The sequence below is a fragment of the Modestobacter sp. VKM Ac-2977 genome, assembly GCF_026968045.1.
Lineage (GTDB): Bacteria > Actinomycetota > Actinomycetes > Mycobacteriales > Geodermatophilaceae > Modestobacter.
The window spans coordinates 209,526-233,088 of record NZ_JAPVBQ010000005.1; the positions used below are offsets into that span (position 1 = coordinate 209,526).

15 protein-coding genes and 1 pseudogene are annotated in these 23,563 nt (G+C 73.7%); 7 read left to right on the forward strand and 9 right to left on the reverse strand.

Annotated features, from left to right (window positions below):
* Positions 1-62: 62 nt before the first annotated feature.
* From O2V63_RS20500 to O2V63_RS20515, 4 genes are all read right to left on the reverse strand, one after another.
* Positions 63-1,055 (reverse strand): glucosyl-3-phosphoglycerate synthase, encoded by a 993-nt coding sequence (locus tag O2V63_RS20500; protein WP_269169323.1) that lies wholly within the window; start codon positions 1,053-1,055, stop codon positions 63-65.
* Between the two features lie 150 nt (positions 1,056-1,205).
* On the reverse strand, positions 1,206-2,027 hold the full coding sequence (locus O2V63_RS20505) for an MBL fold metallo-hydrolase (protein ID WP_269169324.1): 822 nt from the start codon (positions 2,025-2,027) through the stop codon (positions 1,206-1,208).
* A gap of 34 nt (positions 2,028-2,061) precedes the next feature.
* Positions 2,062-4,689 (reverse strand): diguanylate cyclase domain-containing protein, encoded by a 2,628-nt coding sequence (locus O2V63_RS20510; RefSeq protein ID WP_269169325.1) that lies wholly within the window; start codon positions 4,687-4,689, stop codon positions 2,062-2,064.
* Positions 4,686-7,361 carry a putative bifunctional diguanylate cyclase/phosphodiesterase gene (locus tag O2V63_RS20515; RefSeq protein ID WP_269169326.1) on the reverse strand — a complete coding sequence of 892 codons (2,676 nt, stop codon included), beginning with the start codon at positions 7,359-7,361 and terminating at the stop codon, positions 4,686-4,688. The genes O2V63_RS20510 and O2V63_RS20515 overlap by 4 nt, the downstream gene beginning before the upstream one ends.
* Before the next feature lie 500 nt (positions 7,362-7,861).
* On the opposite strand from O2V63_RS20515, the pseudogene fdh reads away from it, so the two are divergent.
* The 3 genes and pseudogenes from fdh to nrfD all read left to right on the forward strand — a co-directional run bounded on the left by fdh (position 7,862) and on the right by nrfD (position 13,468).
* Positions 7,862-11,203: pseudogene (fdh, locus tag O2V63_RS20520) on the forward strand (formate dehydrogenase).
* A gap of 31 nt (positions 11,204-11,234) precedes the next feature.
* On the forward strand, positions 11,235-12,365 hold the full coding sequence (locus tag O2V63_RS20525; RefSeq protein WP_269169327.1) for a 4Fe-4S dicluster domain-containing protein: 1,131 nt from the start codon (positions 11,235-11,237) through the stop codon (positions 12,363-12,365).
* Complete coding sequence (nrfD, locus tag O2V63_RS20530; RefSeq protein ID WP_269169328.1) at positions 12,362-13,468, forward strand: NrfD/PsrC family molybdoenzyme membrane anchor subunit; 1,107 nt, start codon at positions 12,362-12,364, stop codon at positions 13,466-13,468. The genes O2V63_RS20525 and nrfD overlap by 4 nt, the downstream gene beginning before the upstream one ends.
* Before the next feature lie 1,776 nt (positions 13,469-15,244).
* Here nrfD and O2V63_RS20535 read toward each other — a convergent pair.
* The 3 genes from O2V63_RS20535 to O2V63_RS20545 all read right to left on the reverse strand — a co-directional run bounded on the left by O2V63_RS20535 (position 15,245) and on the right by O2V63_RS20545 (position 17,800).
* Positions 15,245-15,757: a hypothetical protein gene (locus O2V63_RS20535; RefSeq protein ID WP_269169329.1), complete on the reverse strand. Its 513-nt coding sequence runs from the start codon at positions 15,755-15,757 to the stop codon at positions 15,245-15,247.
* 132 nt (positions 15,758-15,889) lie between these two features.
* Entirely contained in the window at positions 15,890-16,705 is an 816-nt protein-coding gene (locus tag O2V63_RS20540) for a hypothetical protein (protein WP_269169330.1), read from the reverse strand.
* 324 nt (positions 16,706-17,029) lie between these two features.
* The gene (locus tag O2V63_RS20545) at positions 17,030-17,800 is read right to left on the reverse strand and encodes a hypothetical protein (RefSeq protein ID WP_269169331.1); all 771 of its coding nucleotides are present in this window, start codon (positions 17,798-17,800) and stop codon (positions 17,030-17,032) included.
* A gap of 437 nt (positions 17,801-18,237) precedes the next feature.
* Between O2V63_RS20545 and O2V63_RS20550 the strand changes: the two genes are divergently transcribed.
* Entirely contained in the window at positions 18,238-19,104 is an 867-nt protein-coding gene (locus O2V63_RS20550) for a glycosyltransferase (RefSeq protein WP_269169332.1), read from the forward strand.
* Between the two features lie 4 nt (positions 19,105-19,108).
* On the opposite strand, the gene O2V63_RS20555 is transcribed toward O2V63_RS20550, so the two are convergent.
* Together O2V63_RS20555 and O2V63_RS20560 are read right to left on the reverse strand one after the other, a co-directional pair.
* The gene (locus O2V63_RS20555; RefSeq protein ID WP_269169333.1) at positions 19,109-19,618 is read right to left on the reverse strand and encodes an acyltransferase; all 510 of its coding nucleotides are present in this window, start codon (positions 19,616-19,618) and stop codon (positions 19,109-19,111) included.
* 69 nt (positions 19,619-19,687) lie between these two features.
* Positions 19,688-20,638 carry a glycosyltransferase gene (locus O2V63_RS20560; protein ID WP_269169334.1) on the reverse strand — a complete coding sequence of 317 codons (951 nt, stop codon included), beginning with the start codon at positions 20,636-20,638 and terminating at the stop codon, positions 19,688-19,690.
* A 125-nt stretch (positions 20,639-20,763) separates the two neighbouring features.
* Between O2V63_RS20560 and O2V63_RS20565 the strand changes: the two genes are divergently transcribed.
* From O2V63_RS20565 to O2V63_RS20575, 3 genes are all read left to right on the forward strand, one after another.
* Positions 20,764-21,363 (forward strand): phosphoribosyltransferase, encoded by a 600-nt coding sequence (locus O2V63_RS20565; RefSeq protein WP_269169335.1) that lies wholly within the window; start codon positions 20,764-20,766, stop codon positions 21,361-21,363.
* Positions 21,344-21,952 carry an HAD family hydrolase gene (locus O2V63_RS20570; RefSeq protein ID WP_269169336.1) on the forward strand — a complete coding sequence of 203 codons (609 nt, stop codon included), beginning with the start codon at positions 21,344-21,346 and terminating at the stop codon, positions 21,950-21,952. The genes O2V63_RS20565 and O2V63_RS20570 overlap by 20 nt, the downstream gene beginning before the upstream one ends.
* A gap of 193 nt (positions 21,953-22,145) precedes the next feature.
* On the forward strand, positions 22,146-23,563 hold a 1,418-nt coding region (locus O2V63_RS20575), incomplete at its 3' end, for a S8 family peptidase (RefSeq protein WP_269169337.1).

A 23,563-nucleotide genomic window follows, 5' to 3' on the forward strand; every position in this document is an offset into this window, starting at 1 on the left:
TGCACGGAGGGCGCGCTCCCGGCCGGGAACGCGCCCTCCGTGCACAGTGCGGTGCCTGTTCCTCAGCCGACGACGCCGGCGCGGTGCGAGGTGTACTCGTCCACCGCGCACATCGGCGGCCGTTCGTCGACGGCGACGGTGTGGCTGGTCGGCACGAAGCCGCGTCCGTCGTGGGCGAACTGGGTGAGCAGCCCGCCGGGCTCCAGGCGGCGCCGGTCCGACCGGCCGCGCTCGGCGCGGGACAGCACGGTCGAGACGATCTGGCCGGCCATCGTGCCCAGCGCCTCGTCGGTCTGGTGGGAGTGCGTGCGCGTGCCGAGGTCGACCTGTGCCAGCCCGTTGAGGCCGCAGACCTGCAGCAGGTCGACCAGCAGGCCGACCTCCACGCCGTAGCCGGAGACGAACGGCACCTGCTCCAGGGCCGATCGGCGGCCGGCGTACTCCCCGCCCAGCGGCTGCACGAACCCGGCCAGCTCCGGCCACAGCGCGTTCAGCAGTGGACGGGCGGTGAGCTCGGTGACCCGGCCCCCGCCGGCCGGGCGGTGCTCGCCGTCGACGGTGAGCGGGCGGGTGTAGCAGCCCTTCACGTACTCGACGCGGGGGTCGGTGAGCAGCGGGGTGAGCAGGCCCGGCACGTAGTGGCTGACGTCGCCCAGCAGGTCGGAGTCGATGAAGACGACGAGGTCGCCGGTGGTGGCCGCCAGCGACTTCCACAGCGCCTCGCCCTTGCCCGGGCGGTCGCCCTGCCTGGGCAGCACGTCGCCGACCGCGACGACCTCGGCGCCGGCTGCCCGGGCCACCTCGGCGGTCGCGTCGGTGGAGTGGGAGTCGATGACGACGAGCTCGTCGATCAGCGGCACACCCTCGACCCAGCGCTCGACCAGGTCGCGGACCAGGACCCCGACGGTGGTCTCCTCGTTCCGCGCGGGCAGGACGACGCTGACCCGGTGGCCGCCACGGCGTTTGGCCAGCAGCAGCGCATCGGCGTCGATCTCGGCCAGGGAGGTGGCCGACGTGGTGCGGTGCTCGAACCAGGCCCGGGCGTCAGGTCGCATCAGCCCACTGTCGAGCAATCCAGCCACCTCCGGCACGTCGGCGGGGCGGCGTTCACATGAACTTCACGTTCCCCCTGCGAACCAGGGTGACTGCTGTGTGGCCACCCGGCAAATCCCGTGGGACGGCCGCGTCGGGGCACCGGAGGTCGGTCAGGTGCTCTCCCGGCCGGGCTCCACGGCGTCCAGTGCCACGCGGGCGCCGGGGGCGGTCAGCGCCACGGCGGTGGCCGAGCCCGCGGCGGCGACCGCGGCCGCGAACCGGCGGGGTGGCTCGACGAGCAGCGCCCGCATCCGGGCCCGCCAAGGGCTGGGCACCGAGGTCAGCCCGGCGACGGCGAAGGTGCCCCAGTGCACCGGGACGGCGACCTGCGGGCGGAGCAGCGCCACGGCCCGGGCGGCACCGGCCGGGTCCAGGTGTCCGGGCCCGAGCGTGGGGCCCCACCCCCACACCGGCAGCAGGGCGACGTCCACGCCGTCGTCACCGAGGTCGGCCATCCCGGGGAAGAGGTCGGTGTCGCCGGCGGCGTAGACGGTGACGCCGTCCCCGGCGAGCAGGTGCCCGACCGCCGGGGCGTGCGGGCCGTGGGTGAGGAGCGGTCCCCAGCGGTGGGCGGCGTGGTCGGCGGGGGTGGCGGTGACGGTGAGGCCGCCGTCGGAGAGGCTCGCACCCGCACCGAGTTCCTCGACGGCGGTGAAGCCGTGTCGGGTGAGCCACCGGCCGGCGCCGCGGGGCACCACGATCGGCGTGCTCCGGCCCAGCCGGTGCAGCGAGGGCAGGTGCAGGTGGTCGTTGTGCAGGTGCGAGACGACCACCAGGTCGACGCCGGCCCAGGCCTCGGGGGACAGGCGGGGGACCACCCGCCGCAGCGGGCCCAGCCGGTGGGTGAGCAGCGGGTCGGTGAGCACCGTCCGGCCGGCCAGTTCCACCCGGACGGTCGAGTGGCCGAGGAAGCGCAGGGACGGTGCGGTCACCGGGTCAGTGTCGCGCCGGCCACCCGCCCGGTCATCACACCCCGGCACGCGCTCGCGGCGGCGGCGCGGGGGTGGGCAGGGGCGCGACCACCGCGCCCTTGGGGTGGCGCAGCAGAGCGGCCACCTCGGCGGCGGTCAGGCCGGTCGGCATCACCGGGCCGGAGACGGCGACCACGCCCTGCACGCGCAGCTCGTGGAGCAGCTGCGGGGAGGTGATCTCCTTGGCGACGGTCGACACCTCGAAGTCGCGGGCGCTGCGGCCGATCGCGCCCAGCAGCTCCAGCGTCCGGTCGTGGTTGTCGCCGGACGACAGGTTGCGGACGTCGACCATCACCACCTCCAGGGGCAGCCGGGCGAGCTGCGACCACAGGGTGGAGCCCATGCCGTAGTCGTCCAGTCCGAGCCGGACGCCGGTCCGGTGCACGGCGTGCAGCGCGGGGATGAGTGCCGCGGAGGAGGTCTGCAGCACCTCCTCGGTGACGAAGAGGGTGAGCCGGGGAGGCGCCAGGCCTGCCCCGGCCAGCGCGATGGCCACCTCGCCCGGCAGCTCGTCGGCGTGCACCACGCCTGCAGGCAGGTCGACGGCGACCAGCAGCTGGTCGTCGAGGGCGGCCACGTCGGCGCAGGCGCGGGTGATCAGCCACTGCTGCAGGGTCGCGGTGCAGCCCTGCCGTTCGGCGGCGGCCCACAGCTCCGCGGCGGGCAGCGCGCCGAGCTCGGGGTGCACCCACACGGGCTGGGCGTGCAGCGCAGCGAGGATGCCGGTGTCGCCGTTGGCGATGGTGTCGAAGTGGAGCTGGACCTCCCCGTCGGCCAGGGCGGTGACGACGGAGCTGCTGGCCGCGGCCTGCGCCACCCGGTCGTCGGTGTGCATCCGCCAGCAGCCCTTGCCGGCCCGCTTGGCGGCGCCGAGGGCGGCGTCGGCCTGGCGGAAGGCGAGCTGGCCGCCCCCGGGGTGCACCCGGCAGAGGCCCACGCTGGCGCCGACGGTGAAGGTGCGGTCGCCGATCCGGCAGGGCCGGGCGAGCGCGTCGAGCACCCGCTGGGCGGCCTCGACGGCGGCGTCCTCGGCCCCGGTCAGCAGCACGGCGAACTCGTCGCCGCCGAGACGGGCGACCAGGTCGTCGGCGCGCAGCAGGCCCTGGAGGCGCCGGGCCACCTCGACCAGCAGCAGGTCGCCGGCCTCGTGGCCGGCGGAGTCGTTGACCGCCTTGAACCCGTCGAGGTCCAGCACCAGCAGGGACCGCTCGCTGGTGGTCGCCGACCCGGCGGCCATCTCCTGGAACAGCAGTGCGCGGTTGGGCAGCCGGGTGAGGTGGTCGGTGAACGCCATCCGCTCCAGCTCCCGCTCGCGGCGTCGCCGGGTGGTCACGTCCCGCAGGTGGAGCACCCGGCGTCCGCTGCCGGGGCGCTCGTGGTGGGTGACCTCCAGCTCGCGCGGCTCACCCGCGGCGTCGCGCAGCCGCAGGTGCACCGCGGGGGCCACCCCGCCGGGCCCGGTGGTCAGCTCGCGGCGGACGCGGGGGCGGTCCTCCTCGTGCAGCAGGTCCAGCAGCAGCGGGTGCGGGTCGGCGTCGAGGACCCCGAGCAGGGTCCGGGCCGCGGGAGAGGTGAACTCGAGGCGGAGCTCGGCGTCCACGATCGCCACGCCGTCCGAGCTGGCCTCGACCAGGCCACGGAAGTCGTCCTCGCTGCGGAGCAGGTCCTCCTCGATGCGGTCGCTGTCCCGGATGCGCATGAACAGCCGCACCAGCAGCAGCAGGACGACGACGGCGGTGCAGGCGAGCGCACCGTCGGGGACCCGGAGGTCCAGCAGCAGGGCGGCCACCAGGGTGACCGGCACCCCGACCAGCGCCAGCACGTCGACGACCACGCCGGCGGTGTTCACGGTCGGTGCGGTGTCGGCGGGGGACAGCTCGGTCGGGACGGCGCTGGCCAGCTGGACGGTGCGCACGCCGGTGAGCAGCGCGCCGGCGATCACGACGTCGGCAGCGGCGGACGCGAGCCCGGTCGGCTGCACGATGTGCGCGGCCAGCAGCGTCGAGGCCAGCCCCAGCAGGGCGGTCATCAGGATCATCGCGGTCGCCGGACGCCGGACGGCTGCGGTCGACACCGTGCACAGCGCCCCGACGACGCCCACGGCCACGGCCGGGTAGATGCCGTAGGCGAGCACGAGGGGCTGCAGGTCCGGCGCGATCGCCCCCGGCGTCATCGCGGGGGCCAGCACGAGCACGTCGGCGACGATGACGAGGGCGACGGTGACCAGCACCCCGTCGATCACCAGGATCGGCCAGCGGGTGCCGCGGACCCGCCCGCCGATCAGCGCGGCGCTCACCGTCGGCCCGAGCGCGGCGACGAGGACCAGGACGACGCCCACGCTGAACCGGCCCTGCGCGCCGCCGACGCCCAGTCCGGTCACCAGGCCGGCGCAGGCGAAGAGCAGGGAGCTGATGCCCAGCAGCTGCCAGGGCAGCCGGTCGCAGCGGGCCATCTGCCGGGTCAGCCGGCTGCAGCGCCACGCCGCCCACGCCCCGACCGCGGTCAGCACCAGGTTGTCCCACTGCGGCAGTGCTCCGTGCGGGCTGGCCGGCACGGTGATCCCCAGGGCGACGAGCGCGCCGAGCATCGCCAGGGTCAGCGGTGCACGCCGGAGCCGGTTCACCTCGGCAGTCCGTCGTCCGCGGCCCGGGGCAGCGCCGCTGCCGAGGTGGGCACCGGCGCCCCGCCCAGCCCCGGGAGCTGGGCGGTCAGCGCGGCCTCGTCCAGCGGCCGGGCCAGCAGGTAGCCCTGGATGAACCGGTGGCCCATGTCGCGCAGCAGCTGCAGCTCGGCCGCCGTCTCGACGCCCTCCACCACCACGACCAGGCCCAGGCTGGTGCCCAGGTGCAGGACGGAGCTGCACAGTGCCCGGCGCTGCGGGTCGGTCTCGACGTGGGCGAGGAACTGCCGGTCCATCTTCAGCACGTCGATCGGCAGGCCGACGAGGTAGGCCAGCGAGGACCAGCCGGTGCCGAAGTCGTCGACGGCGATCCGGACGCCCAGCCGCCGCAGGGCGGCCAGGTCGTCGGTCACGTGCTCGTCGTCCAGCAGCACCGACTCGGTGATCTCCAGGACCAGCCGGCAGGCGGGCAGCCCGCTGGACTCCAGGGCCCGGAGCACGTCGGAGACCAGCTCGCCGCTGCGGACGTGCCGCGCCGAGACGTTGACCGCCACGGACAGGTCCTGGTGCGGGAGCGCGGCGACCGTGGCGGTGGCCTCGGCGAGCACCCACCGACCGAGTTCGGTGATCAGCGCCGACTCCTCGGCCAGGGGCACGAACTCCGCCGGCGACACCTCCCCGTACACGGGGTGCCGCCAGCGCAGCAGCGCCTCGACCGAGACGGTGCGGTGCAGCGCCAGGTCGACGACCGGCTGGTAGACCAGCCGCAGCTGGCCCTCGGCGAGGGCCCGGTCCAGGTCGGTGCGCAGCGTCTCCTCGCGCTGCTGGGTGATCCGGAGGGCGTCGGAGTGCCGGCGGACCCGGCCGGGACCGGCGGCGCGGGCGCTGCGCAGCGCCAGGTCGCCCCCGCGCAGCGCCTCCCCGGCATCCGCGTCGGCGTCCAGGGGCGTGACGCCGGCCGCGGCGGTCAGCCGCAGGGTGCCGTTGCCGGTGGCGACCGGCTCGACGGCGGCGACCAGCCGGCCGGCGATCACCTCGGCGTCGGCCACCGTGCCGGAGACGAGGACGGCGAACTCGCTCACCCCGGAGCGGGCCAGCCAGTCCTCGCCGCGCAGGGCCCGGGCGAACCGGGTGGTCAGCTCGCGCAGCACCGCGACGTCGTCGCCAGCGGGCAGCCCGTCGACGCCCAGCACGATGAGCGAGGCACTGCCGGCCGACGGGGTGCGGAGGGTGGCGGCGAGCCGCTGGGTCAGGGCCGAGCGGTTGGGCAGGCCGGTCGCCGGGTCGCTCGTGCTGAAGGTGACCACGGGCTCGGCCGGCTGCGGTGCGCTGGCGCTGACGTCCCGGCAGTAGAGCACGAGGGCGCCCACGTCGGGGTCGCCGCGCAGGTCGCGGACCTGGGACTGGATCAGTCGCCACCGGCCGTCGAGGTGCCGCACCCGCGCCGTCCGGGTCTTGGTCTCCGAGGCGTCCACGGAGGTGGAGTTCAGGGCGGCGACCAGTCCCGGGGCGTCGTCGGGGTGGACGGCGGCGGCGATCGAGGAACCGACGATGCGCTGGGGGTCCAGGCCGAGCAGCGCGGTGATGGCGGGGGAGACCCACTGCACCTGCAGCTGGTCGTCGAGGATCAGCACCGGGTCGGCGCTGCCGCGCACCAGCGTGCGGAAGTAGGCCTCGCTGCGCTGCAGGTCGGTGGTGAGCCGCTGCTGGGTGCGCCAGGACACCACCTGGTGGGCCAGCAGGGCGCCCAGCCCGAGCACGCCGAGCGTCGTCCCGAAGATGGTGAGGGTCCCGGTGACCGGGACGCTGAGCAGCAGCAGCGAGCCGCCGGCCAGTGCGGTGGCGTGCGGCAGCATGGCGCCGAGGGTGGAGCCGTCTGCACCCCCGCGGTCGGCGGCGGGCTGCGGTCGGTCGGCGTGGCAGGCCACCACGAGCAGGCCCAGCCCGAGGACGCTCAGCCCGCAGGCCAGGTACTGGACGAGGCCCGGCCCCGATGCGAGGGAGGAGCAGGCGCCGGACAGTGCGGTGGCGACCAGGGAGGCGAACAGCAGCCAGCCGACCGGGCGCTGGGCGGCCGGGCAGACCGCGATGAGGACCAGCGAGAAGCCGGTGCCGAGGGCGATGCTGGACAGCAGGGCGAAGAGCGCGATCGTCTCCGACAGGGGCAGCACGCCGTCCCGGGCGATGGTGAGGTGGTAGAGCGTGTGCACGGTCAGCAGGTCGGCGAGCACGAAGAGCGTGAACATGGTGGCGACCTGCGCCCGGGCGGCCCGGAGCGACGCACGGTCGAGCATCCGCAGGATCGCCACGACCACCAGCAGCTGACCGGGGACGCTGCCGAGGGCGGTCTGCCCCCAGGGCAGCACCGACGCGGCGGCCAGGGCGCCGCCGGCGCCCACGGCGACCGAGGCCGTGTACCAGCGCCAGCCGGCCGGGTGGGCGCTCCGGCGCCCGGCGCGGGAGAGGAGGACGAGCACACCGAGGACGGCGAGGAAGTTCACCGTCACCGCGACGGTGACGGCGGTCCGTCCGGGCAGCAGCCCGGTGGACAGGGTCGCGCAGGCCGCCAGGACGGCGAGCAGCAGTGGCCGGCTGAGCGTGCGGACGGCGGCCGGGCCGCCTCGCGTCGGAGCGGCCATGGCCCGCATCGGTGCGGCGAGGGCTCCGGAGGTCACGGATCAGTTGTCGGACCGCGGGCGCCCGGACTGCACCAGTGGCCGGCGCCACTCACCCGAAGGGGCGGGGACGAAGGGGTGGGGGCGGAGGAGCGGGGCGCCCGCTCAGTCGGGTCGGTTCACCAGCGCAGGGGCTGGGTCGCCCGGGAGTCGGCGGTGCGGCAGACCCGGCAGTGACCCCAGGTGGAGATCCGCACGTGGCTGCTGGGCTCACCGCACTCGGGACAGTCGACCATCGCCGCGGTGCCGGGCGGGGCCTCGCCGGCGTGCCGGGCGTGGACGGCCGCGTCGCCGGCGCACGGGCAGTCGAGGTGGGCTTCTGAGCAGTGTGCGTGGTCGGTTGCGATGGGGCGCCTCCTGGTGTCCCCGACGACGCTACTCAGCCGCACCAGCCCCTCGTCTGCGTCGTCCTCCCGGAGGCGGGCCCGGCGGGGACGACCGGGCGACCCGCCGGAGGGCTGGGCGCGCGAACGGCGCCTCCGGGTGGCAAGCTCGTCGGGGTGAAGACGTGGCTGGATGCATGGCCGGTGTTCCGGCAGCTGACGGGTCCTGACCCGCTGGGGCGTGGCAAGGCCGCGCGCAGCAAGGCGACCGAACAGGTGGTCAGCCGCACCGCCACCGCCGACAAGGTGGTGCAGTCGGTCTGCCCGTACTGCGCGGTGGGCTGCGGCCAGCGGGTGTTCGTCAAGGACGAGCAGGTCGTGCAGATCGAGGGCGACCCCGACTCGCCGATCAGCCGCGGCCGGCTCTGCCCCAAGGGCAGCGCGAGCAAGCAGCTGGTCACGAGCCCGAGCCGGGTCACGACGGTCAAGTACCGCCGTCCGCACGGGACGGAGTGGGAGGACCTCGACCTCGACACGGCGATGGACATGATCGCCGATCGCGTGCTCGACGCCCGCCGCAAGGGCTGGCAGGACGAGGTGGACGGCCACGCCGTCAACCGCACGCTGGGGATAGCGAGCCTCGGAGGGGCGACCCTCGACAACGAGGAGAACTACCTCATGAAGAAGCTCTACAGCGCCATGGGCGCGATCCAGATCGAGAACCAGGCCCGCATATAGCACTCCGCGACGGTCCCCGGTCTGGGGACCTCGTTCGGTCGTGGCGGCGCCACGAACTTCCAGCAGGACCTGGTGAACTCCGATTGCATCGTGATCGAGGGTTCGAACATGGCCGAGTGCCACCCGGTCGGCTTCCAGTGGGTCATGGAGGCCAAGGCGCGGGGCGCGAAGGTCATCCACATCGACCCGCGGTTCACCCGCACCAGTGCGCTGGCCGACCTGCACGTGCCGTTGCGCGCGGGCACGGACATCGCGTTCCTGGGTGGGCTGATCAAGTACGTCCTGGACAACGACCTGGACTTCCGCGAGTACGTGGTCGCCTACACCAACGCCGCGGCGATCCTGCGTGAGGACTTCCAGGACACCGAGGACCTCGACGGCCTCTTCTCCGGCTTCGACCCGGAGACCGGCCAGTACGACGAGACGACCTGGCAGTACGAGGGCACCGCGGTACCCGCATCGGCCGGTCAGCGTTCGCCCAGCCAGCCCGGTGGGTCGGCCTTCCGCAACGACGACGAGGGCGACCGGCCCGACGACGCGGCGGACGACGGCAGCGACGACGAGACCGAGGGCGTCAAGGAGGCCGACCAGCAGCAGGGTGCGCAGGGCTCGGCCGACATCGCCGGCAAGCCGAAGCGCGACGAGACGCTGCAGCACCCGCGCTGCGTCTTCCAGGTGCTGAAGCGGCACTACGCCCGGTACACGCCGGAGATGGTCGCCGACATCTGCGGCATCGAGCCGGAGGTCTTCCTCAAGGTCGCCGAGTGGGTCACCGCGAACAGCAACCGCGAGCGGACGACGGCCTGGGTCTACTCGGTGGGCTGGACGCACCACACCGTGGGTGTGCAGTACATCCGGACGGCGTCGGTGCTGCAGGCGCTGCTGGGCAACATGGGCCGCCCGGGTGGCGGGATCCTGGCGCTGCGCGGGCACGCCAGCATCCAGGGCTCCACCGACATCCCGACGCTGTTCAACATCCTGCCCGGCTACATCCCGATGCCCCACGCCCAGCAGCACACCGACCTGGACAGCTTCTGTGCCTCCAGCGTCGACCGGGCGGGCTTCTGGGGCAACATGCGCTCGTACTCGGTGAGCCTGCTGAAGTCCTGGTGGGGTGACGCGGCGACGGCGGAGAACGACTTCGCCTTCGACTACCTGCCCCGGCTGACCGGTGACCACGGCACGTACAGCACGGTCGCCGACATGATCCAGGGCAACGTGCCCGGCTACTTCCTCGTGGGCGAGAACCCGGCGGTCGGCAGCGCCAACGGCCGCATGCAGCGGTTCGGGCTGGCCAACCTCGAGTGGCTGGTCGTCCGCGACCTGCAGATGATCGAGTCGGCGACGTTCTGGAAGACCGCCCCGGAGATCGAGACCGGGGAGCTGGTCACCGAGGACATCGCCACCGAGGTCTTCTTCATGCCCGCGGCCACGCACGTGGAGAAGGAGGGCACCTTCACCCAGACGCAGCGGCTGCTGCAGTGGCGGCACAAGGCGGTGGAGCCGCCGGCCGACTGTCGCAGCGACCTGTGGTTCTACTTCCACCTGGGCCGCAGGCTGCGGGAGAAGCTGGCCGCCTCCACCGACCCCCGGGACCGTCCGCTGCTGGACCTCACCTGGGACTACCCGACGCACGGCGAGCACGACGAGCCCAGTGCGGACGCGGTGCTCCGGGAGATCAACGGCGCCGGCCCGGACGGGGAGATGCTGTCGACCTACCTGGACATGAAGGACGACGGCTCGACCACCGGCGGTTGCTGGATCTACACCGGTGTCTACGCCGACGGGGTCAACCAGGCCGCCCGGCGCAAGCCCGGCCGCGAGCAGGACTGGGTCGCCGCCGAGTGGGGCTGGGCCTGGCCGTCGAACCGCCGGGTGCTCTACAACCGCGCCTCGGCCGACCCGGACGGCAAGCCGTGGAGCGAGCGCAAGGCCTTCGTCTGGTGGGACGAGGAGGCGGGGGAGGACGGAGCCGGTCGCTGGGTCGGTCATGACGTCCCCGACTTCGAGGCGACCAAGCGGCCGGACTACGTCCCGCCGGAGGGTGCAGTGGCCCAGGCGGGCATCGGCGGTGCCGACCCGTTCGTCATGCAGGCCGACGGGAAGGCGTGGCTGTACGTACCGGCGGGGCTGGCCGACGGCCCGATGCCGGCGCACTACGAGCCGGCCGAGTCGCCGGTGGAGAACGCGCTGTACGGCCAGCAGGCCAACCCGGGCCGGGAGGGCATCCAGGGGGCGTGGAACCGGGGCAACCCGCCGCGCAGCACCGTCTACCCCTACGCGATGACCACCTACCGGCTGACCGAGCACCACACCGCCGGTGGGATGAGCCGCACGCTGCCCTACCTGTCGGAGCTGCAGCCGGAGTTCTTCGTCGAGGTCAGCCCGCAGCTGGCCGAGGAGCGCGGGCTGGAGAACGGTGGCTGGGCGACGCTGATCAGCGCCCGCACGGCGATCGAGGCCAGGGTGCTGGTCACCGAGCGGATCCGGCCGATGAAGCTCAAGGGCGGCCAGGTCGTCGAGCAGATCGGCATCCCGTACCACTGGGGTGAGCAGGGGCTGTCCACGGGCGACTCGGGCAACGACCTGTTCGGCGTGGTGATGGACCCCAACGTGCACATCCAGGAGACGAAGGTCGCCACCTGCGACATCCAGCCCGGGCGGCGTCCGCGCGGCAAGGAGCTGGTGCAGTACGTGGAGGACTACCGGATCCGGGCGGGCGTCCAGTCGGGCCTCGTCCCCAGCGGCGGCCGGGCACCGATCGAGGAGGGGACGAGCTGATGTGGCTCGACCCGATGGAAGAGGAGCGCTCGTGACGACCGTCAGCTCGGCGAGCCCGGCGCTCACCGGCAACGACCCTGCCAACCGGCTCTACGGTCCGCTGCCCGATGTGAGCGGGGAGGCCGGTTACGCGGAGGACCACCCCGCGCGGGTGGGCTTCTTCACCGACACCTCGGTCTGCATCGGCTGCAAGGCCTGCGAGGTCGCCTGCAAGGAGTGGAACACGCTCCCGATGGACGACGCGGACGGCAAGCGCGACGCCATGGCCCTGACCGGGATGTCCTACGACAACACCGGCATGCTCGGGGCCAACTCGTGGCGGCACGTGGCGTTCGTCGAGCAGAGCCGCGCCGTCGACCTCCCCATGCCAGGGGTCGGGCTGCCGGGAGCCGGTGGCGCGGGTGTCGACGCACCCGCGGCCGGCTGCGGCAGCAGCGGCGGGGGCTGTGGGGGTGGCTCGGGTGACCCGCACGCCGTCTCGGCCGGCGGCAATGCCGACGGGGTGGGCCTGGCCCAGTCCAGCGTGCTGAACGCCGAGGCGCTCAGCGAGTTCGACCCGCAGACCGGGCACTCGGCCGACCGCGAGATCCGCTGGCTGATGTCCTCCGACGTCTGCAAGCACTGCACGCACGCCGGCTGCCTGGACGTCTGCCCGACCGGGGCGCTGTTCCGCACGGAGTTCGGCACCGTGGTCGTGCAGGGCGACATCTGCAACGGCTGCGGCTACTGCGTGCCGGCCTGCCCCTACGGCGTGATCGACCAGCGCAAGGACGACGGCCGGGTCTTCAAGTGCACGATGTGCTACGACCGGCTCACCGACGGGCTGCAGCCGGCCTGCGCCACTGCCTGCCCCACCCAGTCGATCCAGTTCGGTGACCTCGACGAGCTCCAGGCCCGGGCCGACGCCCGGCTGGCCACGCTCAAGGAGCAGGGTGTCGAGACCGCCCGGCTCTACGGGCGGGACGAGGACGACGGCGTCGGCGGCGCGGGGGCCTTCTTCCTGCTGCTCGACGAGCCGGAGGTCTACGGGCTCCCGCCGGACCCGATCGTCACCACCCGGGACCTGCCGTCGATGTGGAAGCACGCCGTCGGCGGGGCCGCCATGGTGGTCGGGTTCGCGCTCTCCGCCGTGCTGGGCTCACGTAAGGGGCTGCGCCGATGACCGAGGGACTGGTGACGCCGGGCGCCGGCTGGCGGCGGGCCGACGGCCCGCCGGCGCAGGCGCGCGAGAAGAAGCGGCGCAAGGGCGGCCGGCGCGGCGGTGGCCGGGACGGCGACCCGACCGTCGACGAGGCCGAGTTCACCTCGTACTACGGCCGGCCGATCATCAAGCCCCCGGTGTGGAAGACGCCGGACGTGCCGCTGTACCTGTTCCTGGGCGGGGCGGCGGGCTCGTCGGCGGTGCTCGGCGCGATCGCCGACGTGACCGGTCGCCCGGCGCTGACCCGGGCCGCGCACTACACCGCCGGTGGTGGCGCGCTGGCCTCGGTCGTCTGGCTGATCCACGACCTGGGGCGGCCGGCGCGGTTCCTGCACATGCTGCGGGTCATCAAGCCGACGTCGCCGCTGTCGGTGGGCTCCTACATCCTGGCGCCGTTCAGCGCCCTCACCGCGGCGACCGCGGGCATCCAGCTGCTGGAGGCCTTCCCCGGTCTGCAGAAGTTCGGGCTGCGGCGGATCGCCGGCTGGTTCCCCGGCCTGCGGAAGGTCGTGGGCTCCACCTCGGCGGTCTTCGGTGGTCCGATGACCACGTACACGGCGGTGCTGCTGGCCAACACCGCGGTGCCGTCGTGGCACGAGCCGTACAAGGAGCTGCCGTTCGTCTTCGCCGGCTCCGGGATGGCCGCCGGCGGTGGCATCTGCATGGCGTTCACCCCGGTCGCCGAGGCGGGGCCGGCCCGGAAGATGGCGGTCGCCGGCGCGGCGGTCGAGCTGGCCGCGATGCACAAGGTCGAGCACGACCACGGCATCGTCGGTGAGCCGTACCAGCTGGGCAAGGCCGGGAAGATGATGAAGGCCGCGAAGGCATGCACTGCCAGCGGTGCCGGCCTGACCGTGGTGGCCGGCCGTACCCGGGCCGGTGCCGCGGTCTCCGGTGCGCTGTTGGCGGCCGGCTCGCTCCTCACCCGGTTCGGCGTCTTCGAGGCCGGCATGGCCAGCGCCAAGGACCCGAAGTACACCGTCGTGCCGCAGCGGGCCCGGATGGCCGCCCGCGCGGCGGCGGCCGCCGGGGACGAGCACGAGGCCAGGTCCGTCACCCGCTGACGACCCGCCCCACCCGAACTGCCCCGTACCGCCCCCGGGGGCGCGGGGCAGTTCGCCGTTCCGCGCCTGCGGTTCCTGGTGCGACGCCCCGGTCCGATGGCGGGTGCCGTGCGGCGGGGGCCTCAGGGACCGGTGAGGCGTGCCGTGACCGTCGTCGGGGAGGCGGCGCCGTCGGCCGGATCGGGCAGCTCCCCGGGCTCAGTGGGTCCGGTCGGTTCTGCGGGGTCGGCCGGCTCCGTGGGCTCGACCGGGTCGGTGGGCTCGACCGGGTCGGTGGGGCTCGGGGTCGGTTCGGGGTCGGTGGGCGTGGGGCTCGGGGTGGGCCCGGGGTCGGTCGGGCCGGGTGTGGGTGTGGGTGTGGGTGTGGGCTCGCGGTCGGTCGGCTCCGGTGTGGGGGTCGGCTCCGGGTCGGTCGGGCTCGGCGTCGGAGTGGGCCGCGGTGCGGTCGGGTCGGGCGAGTCCGTCGGCGTCGGCGCGCTCGTGCGGGGCGCCGGGGCGGTCGGTGCGTCACCCGAGGGCTGCGGGTCCCCGAGGGCAGGAGGCGCCGTCGGCGGTTCGCTGGTGCCACCGCCGGTCGAGGTCGCGGGGGCGGAGCTCGACCGGCGCGAGTCACTGGAGGTCGGGTCCGAACCCGGGTCCGTCACGCGTTCCGGTGTCCGGCTGTTCGACTCTGTGACTGCCGCGTCGGCCAGGGCGTCCTCCCACTCGGGGACGGAGACGGGGGTCTCCTGCCCGGAGATCGCCGCGCCCCGGTTGAGGGCCTCGAAGGTGGCTGGCACCTGGTCGGGGTGGGCGGCGAGCTCGGCGGCGAGCGGGTCGGTGAACCCCAGGCTGGTGCCGGACCGGGCCAGGACCGGGGCGAGCGCCACCGCCGCGAGTGCGGTGAGGGCCAGCAGGCGCTGCGGGCCGCGGCCCCGAGGGCCGGACTGTTGGGGCGGTCCGAGCCTCCGGGCCGACCTGGTGCGGTGGGTGAGACCGGTCAGCACCACGCCCGCGCGGACGGGGCGGATCGATCGAGAAGGCCGGTGGGGCGGCACCGCGACGGAGACGGCGGTGCGGTGCCGGGCCCGTGAGGAGACGGCTGCGTGACCAGCGACCCGCCGGGACTCGGGGCGGACGTGTCGGACGATCCCGCGGGCCGGAGGGGTGGACCCGTGCGCGTGGACCGCGGTCGGGCGCCGGTGCCTCGTGTCGGACACGCCACAGGGGCGGCCGGCCGGTGGACGGGAGGCGGGCTTGCGGCGCAGCCCCAGGGGGCTCACGCCCGGGAGCTGCGAGGTCGGGAACCGGATCAGCTCATGGCAGTGGTCCGGTGGCACGTGCTTGACGACGGTGCCGAAGAGGACAGCAGCCAGCAGGCCGACCACAGGCCATGCGACCAGCAGCAGCCACCACCACGCCACGGACTTCCCTCGTCTCGGCCGCTCTGCCCACGCCGGCAGCGTCCTGTTGCCAAGGTTCGCCCGGTCGGGCGTTCCCGTCAATCGCGCGTCTCACCAGGCAGTCAGTCCGCCGAGGCGGTGCACCGACGGGCTTCGCGGCGGCGCCTGTCCGGGAGGGTGGTCACTCCGCTCCGGTGGAGGTCACTCCGGTCCGGGGGAAGAGCGCTGCAGCAGCCCAGGGGCGGGTTGGAGCGGCTCTCCGGCGGGCCGGTGGGCGGCGCCGGGCCGCACACGTGGAGCTGCCCCGTGCCGCCGGGACTCGGCGACACGGGGCAGGTCTGGGAGGGGCCGGTCGTCCACCCGTCCATCGCGCCGCTGCGGTGGACGCGTGGGATCAGCGGCGTGCGCCGCTGTAGCGGATGACCCGGCCGCCACCGATGCTGCGCGCGGCGGTGAGACAGAGGGTGGCCCGGCGGTGCACCTCGCTGGGTGAGGCGTCCGGGGAGAGCCCGGCGATGCCGGCGCAGGCCGTCAGACCGGGCACGCCGGCGTCGGCGACGACGACGAGGAGCCGGTTGGCCGCGGTCTCGGCGTGATGCGCGGCGGCGCCCAGCAGCACGGCGAACTCGCTGGGCCCGGAGCGGGCCAGCCAGTCGTCGCCGCGCACGCCGGCGGACAGGGCTGCGGCGACCTGGTCGAGGTGGCTGCTCGGCAGCGGCCAGCCGGTGTCCCGGCGGAGCAGCCCGACCAGCACCAGCGCGGCCGGGGAGACGTCCGAGGCCGGGGTGTGCGCAGCGATCCGGTCGAGCAGGGTGGCGCGGGTGGGCAGCAGGGTGACGGCGGCGGTCGCCTCGAGGTCGCGGGGTGGCGGCGCCTCGTGGGCGACCCGGTGGGCGGCGATCGGCATACAGGAGCTGTCGTCGTCCGGGAGGGGGCGGTTGAGTCCCGCGACCACCGAGGTGCCCCGTCGGGGGGAGGGCAACCGCCCGTCGGCTCGCGGCCGGGTTCGCCGGCCGGGGGTGCCCCGCGGCCGGGGGGCTCAGGACTCGAACGAGGCGCCGACGCGGTCGATGAGCTCGGACACCATCCCGGTGGGGGTCTCCGTCGGAGCCGGGGGCGGCGTGGACGTCTCGCCCGCGGCCCGACCGGACGACGGGGGCGCCGTCGTCTCCGGGGCGCCGGTGGACGGCGGGGGCGTCGGAACCGGCATCGGGCTCGGGCTCGGCGGCGCGTCCCGGGGCAGGAGCACCCCGGCGGGCGGCTCGTCGGTCGCCGGGGCCTCCGACGTCTCGGCAGCCGGAGTTCTGCTGGGAACGGCTCCGGTTGTCGGTGCGGTCTCGTCGATCGGAGCCCCGGGCGGCGCAGATGGCGCCGGCCCGGGCCCGGACGGCGCAGGTCCGGCCTGCTGGGCGGCGGCCATCGAACCGGCGGCCGGGCTGCTTTGGATCGGCGCGCCGTCGGTCGGGGGGAGGGTGGAGCCGGGCAGCGGAAGCGCGTCCGATGAGGCGGGCCCACCCGGTACGACCGGGGCCGTGCGGTCAGCCGCTGCTGCGCCGGAGGGGGAGCTGCCGGGGGTGCGGTCTGCCGGAGTCGCGCTGGGCGATGGGGCGCCGGCCAGGACCGCACCCCCGGTGATCGTCGCCAGCGTGTCGTCGGTCCGGTCGGGGTGGGCAGCCACCTCGGCGGCGGCAGCGTCGTCGAGGCCGAAGGCGCTGGCCGACCGGGCGAGCACCGGCGTCGCGGCGACCAGCAGCAGCACTGCGCCGGCGAGGACCCGCCGTGGGGTCAGACCACGGGGGCGGCGCGCGTCGGGGTGCGAACTCGGCGCCTCGTCGGCGGCGTGCCGCCGGCGCACCGGCAGCTGCGCCCCTGACGTCGGGAGTGCAGGCAGGTCGGGCGGTGCGGCCAGCCGGTGTCGCCCGGTCTCGGTGAGTGACGGTGGGACCTGGACTTGGACCTGGCGGTGTCGGCCCGAGGTCTCCGGGCCTGGTCGATCGGTGTGCACGTCGCGCGTTCCCCCCTCGTGCGCCGGCCGAGGGCCGACGGCAGCAAGGTAGTGGGTTTGGCACTCCGTGCCCATGGCGCTACGGCGTGTTGCCCGCAGACACGTGCGCAGAGGTGCTCACACGCCGGCAGCTCCCGGTGGACGCCTCGCCAGGGAGCGGGTCCTGCAGCGAGGTCAAGCCGGCTGGCGGGACTCCTGGCCGGACACCGCTGCCACCCCGTTCGCTTCGCTCCCGGCGCGTCGTGCGGACAGGAACGCGTGTGTGAACAAGGCCAGCGCGAAGCAGGTCTCCGGCCATTCAGCGAACCGCCAGTACACCTCGTTCTGGTCATCCTGGTAGAGCTCCCGGGTCAGGCGGAAGGCGAACAGCAGCGCGAAGCAGGAGAACAGTGCGGGCGTCGGGAGCACCAGTCGCCCGAGACGTCCGCGCGGCTGGCCCCGCCTCAGCCAGGAGACGACGCAGAGGACCGAACCCACCAACCCGATCGCCAACTGCGCCCAGATGAAGGCCTGCTCCACAGGCACGCCGCTGGCGATGTTGTGGACGTTGAACTCGGCCTGCCTGTTCACGGACTCGAGCGAACTGGGAGTCGTGATCCCGAGGATCCGCTGCCCCCAGGAGATCTCCTCACCGGTGACGAAGAGCAGGACCAAGCCGGAGGACAGGAACAGGGCGCTGGCGAGCTTGTCCGCGGGCCAGTGGCGACGTGCTGCCACGAGGGCGTAACCGGCGGCCCCGGCGAAGAGGAGGAACTGCAGCCATTCGAGGATGCGGTCTTCCTTGACCATGGCGTAGAAGAGCGGTCGATAGAGCACGGCTGCGGCCAGCAGCAGGAAGGCGCCCAGCCAGGGGCCGGCCAGCAGGGCCTGTGCCCAGCGGTTGGCGGTGCTCGGGGCAGTGCCGTCGGCGGGTGCGTCCTGAGCCGTGGACCTGTCGATCGTCATGGCTGTCCTCGGTGCAGGGGGCCCGGCGCCCGACCCGCTGGGCGGGGTGGGCGCTGGACCTCGGCGTGCACCGCAGGGTGCGCTGCACGGCGTGGCGAGTTTGATGTTCGTGCGGAGTTCACCCCCTGTTGACCAGGGAGGGGCCTTTCCTACACCCGAGCAGGCACAGGCTGCCACCTGGGCTCCCGGCCTCTCGCCTTCTCGCCGGTCTCCCGTCCCTGGCGCGGACGTCGGAGGGAGCTGGCGCGCGAGGGTCGCCGAGCGCCCGATCCGGGGCGCCGGGCAGGCTGGAGTCGGCGTCGTCGGCCCGACGCGCGTACGGCCTCTATCCTGCTGGCGGTTGCGTGGTCCTGCCGCGCCGCGGCCGACGCAGTCCGCGAGCTCATCGTCCGGTCGATCGGCGACGCACCTCGGCATCTGCCTGCGAGAGGACGGTCATGACCGGCGCGACTGTGGTCATCCCAGCCCACAACGAAGAGACCGGCCTGGCTCGATGCCTGGACCACCTCCTCCGGTACGCCGACGACGGCGAGCTCGACGTCATCGTGGTCGCCAACGGCTGTACCGACGACACGGCTGCCGTAGCGGCCCGGTACGCCGACCGCGGTGTCTCTGTGACCGAGACGCCGATCGCTTCCAAGGTGGAGGCGCTGCGCCTGGGCGATGCGCGGGCGAGTGGCTTCCCGCGCATCTACCTCGACGCCGACGTGGTGATCTCCACTGCGACGGCCCGTGCGCTTGCCGGTGCACTCACGACGGGCCAGCCCCTCGCCGCAGCGCCGCGGTTGACCCTGGACCTGAGCGGCGTGGGCCGGTTGGCCACCCGGTACCTCCGGGTGTGGCAGTCGCTGCCCGTCTTCGACGCCGGGTACGTCGGTTCGGGCTGCTACGCGCTGTCCGAAGCAGGACGCGCGTGCTTCGACCAGTTCCCCACCCTCACCAACGACGACGAGTTCGTGAACGGGCTGTTCCACCGCGACCAGAAGAAGACGCTCGTCGAGCACCCGCTGACGGTGTTCCCCGCGCGCTCTCTGCGTGGCATCGTCCGGCGGTCCCAGCGGGTCGGGGCCGGGCGCATCGAACTGCGAGAGAAGGGCGAGGGGGGCGACGCTGCCCGGGTCGCCGACACGCCTGCCCCCTCGACCGCCCGGCACCTCGTCCGCACGGCCGTGTCCTCCCGGTCGTCCTTCCTGGACGTCCTCGTGTTCGGGGCCACCCAGGTCGTCGTGCTCCTGGGCGCCCGCGGCCGGCGGCTGCGGCAACGCGAGATCCGCTGGACCCGGGACGAGTCCAGCCGCGGCTGAGCGGCTACCTCTCGCGGATCGCCCGCGCCGGGACTCCGCCGGCGATCGTGTTCGGCGGCAGGTCCTTGGTGACGACGGCGTTGGCGCCGACGATGCATCCGTCCCCGATGGTCACCCCGGCGGTCACCACGACCCCGGCGCCGAGCCACACGTCACTGCCGATGACGACGTCGGCCTCGCGGCGGGGTTGGGAACGCATCGGCTGGCCCCGCTCCACCCCGTAGTCGGATGCCGTGATGAAGACGTTGGGGCCCAGGAGCACGTCGTCCCCGAGGGAGATCCGTCCGTGTGTGTCACCCGCCCAGAGGGCGGCCCGTTCGTTGACGTGGACGCGAGCGCCGAGGGTGATCCGTTCGGCGTTCCGGAACGAGGCCATCGGGGAGATGCCGGTGCCTGCCCCGACGGTCAGGCTGCGCAGCTGCTCCACGTGGCTGTAGCTGTGGTAGTGCATCAGCCGGAACGTGTGCAACCAGGTGCCCAGGCGGGTGAAGGAACGCAGCGGTGAGTGGGGCATGTCAACTCCTCGGGGAAGGGTTGGAGAACGCGGTCCTGTGGCCGTCCGGACCGGGGACGGGGCGGGGGCTCAGCTGCGAGCCCGCCTCGCGGAGCCCCTGCGTTCGGCCAACATCCTGGCCAGCGCATCCGGGACCCGGGGCAGGTCGGCCAGTTCGTCGAGACCTGCGAACGTGAGCTCGCGGGAAGCCCGCAGGTGGCGTTCCTCGATGCTGTCCTCGACAGGCACCACCATGTCGAGCCGGGCGAGGAGGTCGGTGAGCTCCACCTGGTGATCGTCGACGTGTTCGCCCAGCTCGGCGCGACGCGGCATGACCACGGGGGCGATGCCGTTGCGGAGCGCAGTGGCCATCGCGCCAGCACCGCCGTGCGTGACGACCACCGCTGCACCCGCCATGCGCTCCGCGAACTCGCGGGGGGTGACGTAGGCGGCTGTCTCCCCGTGCCGCGTCGTCCGCCCGGACACCCCGAACTGCACGTGCAGGGGTCCGGGCAGCACCTGTCGGTCCGCGGCGTCGTCGACGGCCTCCAGGAGGCGGTCGAAGGCCTCGTCGTGCGAGCCCACCGTGACGAAGGTCCCCTGTGCGCCTCGGTCTCCTGCCCGCTCCCGGGGGACTCCCTCGAGGAGGGTCGGGAAGCACACGACGGCACCTGGGTACGAGGCCGTGAGGCCAGGCCACTGCACCAGGACCTCGGCTCCGATGCGGCGGAGGAACCGGCCGGTGGTGCTGCCACGGCGCACCCGGGCCATGGTCTCGATGAAGACCAGACGGGCGCCCAGCAGCCGGGCGGTCACTGCGAACGGGACCACGAGTCCGGCGCCGGTGGTCACGACCAGCTGCGGGCGTTCCCGCAGGGCGAGGAGCACACCGGCGCACACCGCCCGGATGCTGCGGTTGCCGCGGTCGAGTCGGCGGAGGACCCGTACCGTCTCCCCGTCGGTGCGCAGCGCCTCTGCGCGAGCCCCCTCGCTGGTGATCCACGTCCGCTCCATGTGCGACAGCACCTGTGCGACGTTCACCAGCAACTCCAGGTGTCCGCCCAGGCTCGCTATCAAGTGCACTCGCGTGACAGCACTCTTCGTGATCGTGATCACCATCTTTTGCCGGAGGCCGAAACGTTCGCGGGCGGCCTTATGGTGCCCTCATGAGATCCCGGCCGGTCTGCATGGACGTGTTGTCGCACGACTTCGTCGAGATCTGCCTCGAGCTGGCCGCGACCGTCCACGACTACGCACCCGATCTTGTCATCGGGATCGAGCGTGGGGGAGCGCGGGTGGCGGAGGAGATGCTGGAGGCGCTCGGACAGCCCGAGTACGTCGCGGTGCGCGTCCAGCGACCCGGCACCCAGGCCAAGTCCAGTCTGCGCCTGGGTGGTGTGATCAGCCGGCTGCCGCGCATCGTGACCGAGCACCTCCGCTGGCTGGAGGTGGAAGTGCGAGAGCAGGCGCTCCGGACGGACAGGTCGCCGGCCGGCGCCGAGTGGGCCGGCAGCGATGAGTTGCTCAGCGCGCTGACCTTCTCCCGGTCCTTCCAGCGGATCGTCGTCGTCGACGACACCATCGACTCCGGCCGCACGGTGACAGTGGTGCGCGAGGCGCTCCGGCGCACGTGTCCCGGGGCGGAGGTACGGATCGCCGTGCTGGCCTCGACGTGGCGCAACCCGCCGGTCCGACCGGACTACTGCCTGCACGACCGGACGCTGCTGCGGCTTCCCTGGAGTCTGGATGCCGTCGGACGGAGCTGAGATCGACGTGCTCGCCTGCGATCTCGACGGCACGTTGATGCGGGTCAACACCTTCCCGGTCTTCCTCCGCTTCTGCCTCGGCGAGCTGCTCGCGCGACGAGACCTGCGTGGACTCGTCCAACTGGCGGGTGCACTGGCCCGGCGGAAGCTCCTGGGAGGTCGGCACGTCGACCTGAAGGCGGCGACCGACGCAGTGGCGGTGCGACTGGGAGACGAGGCCGTGGCCCGCTGGGTGGCGTCGATCGCCCGTGAGCAGGTGAACCCCGCCGTCGCGGACCTGGTCGCCCGCTGGGAGGGGCCCCGCATCCTGACCACCGCAGCGCCGGGCGCCTATGCCCACGGCCTGGGTGCACTCTTCGGTTTCGACGCCGTGCACGCCAGTGGGTGGCGCGGCGGCACGTATGTGGAGAACGTGTACGAGGCGAAGGTCGCGCGGTTGCGCGACGAGGGGTTCGAGCAGGTGGGCTGTGCTGTGACCGACGACCCGGTCGCCGACGGACCACTGCTGCGGGTGGCCCGTTCCGGGCTGCTGGTGGATGCGCACGGGAGCGTGCGCGCCGTCGGGGAGGGACATCGCGAGCACCGCTGACTGCGGGGTGGGCATCACGATGAGTAGTCGGGTGATGGCTGAATTGCTGCTCTGGAGGGCGTGTTCTCGTCGATCTCTGTGAACCGCGCCGCTTTTTGCGCCCCAGATCTATTGGGGCCTGCTCCCTTCGTGCAACAGTCCGGCCGAGGCACCGGAGCGTTCCGAGCCGCAGATCGAGCCGCCGGAGGCCCCGATGAACTCCCCCCGCATGTCGCCGCGTCACATCGCTTCGGCTCTGGGCCTGCTGTTGGCAGCCAGCGCGGCCGTGCCGCTGGTCTCGCTGGCGTCCGCTCCCGCGGCGCAGGCGTTGGGTGCCGGTGACTACGTCCTGTTCCTGGACGGCGAGGTGGCCGCGGCCGTCGCGGGTGACCACGGGGTCGACGCCACCGAGACGACGAGTGGCGGCATCAACACGCTCACGGCCCACCTCGATGCCGAGGAAGCAGCTGCGCTGCAGGGCGACGACCGGGTTCTCGCGATCTCCCCGAACGTGGAGTTCGTCGCCAACGCCGACCGGATCCCCCCCGCCGTCTCCCGCGTGGGTGCGGACCAGCCGCCGGTGTCGGCTGGAACGGCCATCGGGTCGGTCACCGGGGGCATCGCGGTGATCGACACAGGGGTGGACCCGCACCGGGACTACGTCGTCGCCGGTGGGGTCGACTGCGTGGGCCCGAACGGCTACCTCAACGACACCAACGGCCACGGGACCGCCGTGGCCGGCGCCGCTGCGGCTGCCAGCGACGGAACGGGGATCGTCGGCACCGCCCCGGGCGCGCGGATCTACTCCGTCCGTGTGCTGGACAGCAAGCTGAAGGGCACGCTGTCCGGCGTCGCCTGCGGCTTGAACTGGGTCGCTCAGCACGCCGACGAGCTCGACATCCGGGTCGCCAACATGAGCCTGGGCAGCCCAGGTGCCGACGACGGCAACTGTGGCCGTACCGACGGCGACGTCCTGCACCAGGCGATCTGCACGATCGTGGCCGCCGGCGTCGTGCCCGTGGCAGCAGCCGGCAACAACGCGACCGACTTCGCCGGGCAGGTGCCGGCTTCCTACGACGAGGTCCTCACCGCGACGAACGTCGTCGACTTCGACGGCAAGCCCGGCCGTCTCGCCACCCAGGCGCCGTGCGGTACTCCGAACGTCGACGACACCGCCGCCGTGGCGAGCAACTACGCGGTGAGCGCGGCTGACATCGCCCACACCGTTGCCGCTCCGGGTGAGTGCCCCTTCGCAACGCTGAAGGGCGGCCGCTACGGCTACATCCAGTCGGGCACGAGCATGTCTGCGGCCGTCACCGCAGGCGTGGTGCTCGACTGCATGCAGGCAGGTCAGCCGTGCGCCGGCCTGCCGCCGGCGCAGGTGATCCAGACGATCCGCGCCTCGGCGGCTGCGGTCGGCCCGCAGAACGGTTTCGTCGGTGATCCCTACGCCCAGGACGGCGCGAAGTACCGCGGGCACGTGGTGACGACCTCGTTCGTCGCCGCGCCGCCGGCGGGTGAGCCGACGACGACGCCGGCTCCCACGACGACGCCGGCTCCCACGACGACGCCGGCTCCCACGACGACGCCGGCTCCCACGACGACGCCGGCTCCCACGACGACGCCGGCTCC

Coding starts and splice junctions, on each gene's coding strand:
- O2V63_RS20500 (WP_269169323.1), bottom strand. CDS start 1,055: ATGCGACCTGACGCCCGGGCCTGGTTCGAGCACCGCACCACGTCGGCC.
- nrfD (WP_269169328.1), top strand. CDS start 12,362: ATGACCGAGGGACTGGTGACGCCGGGCGCCGGCTGGCGGCGGGCCGAC.
- O2V63_RS20535 (WP_269169329.1), bottom strand. CDS start 15,757: ATGCCGATCGCCGCCCACCGGGTCGCCCACGAGGCGCCGCCACCCCGC.
- O2V63_RS20545 (WP_269169331.1), bottom strand. CDS start 17,800: ATGACGATCGACAGGTCCACGGCTCAGGACGCACCCGCCGACGGCACT.
- O2V63_RS20550 (WP_269169332.1), top strand. CDS start 18,238: ATGACCGGCGCGACTGTGGTCATCCCAGCCCACAACGAAGAGACCGGC.
- O2V63_RS20555 (WP_269169333.1), bottom strand. CDS start 19,618: ATGCCCCACTCACCGCTGCGTTCCTTCACCCGCCTGGGCACCTGGTTG.
- O2V63_RS20565 (WP_269169335.1), top strand. CDS start 20,764: ATGAGATCCCGGCCGGTCTGCATGGACGTGTTGTCGCACGACTTCGTC.
- O2V63_RS20570 (WP_269169336.1), top strand. CDS start 21,344: ATGCCGTCGGACGGAGCTGAGATCGACGTGCTCGCCTGCGATCTCGAC.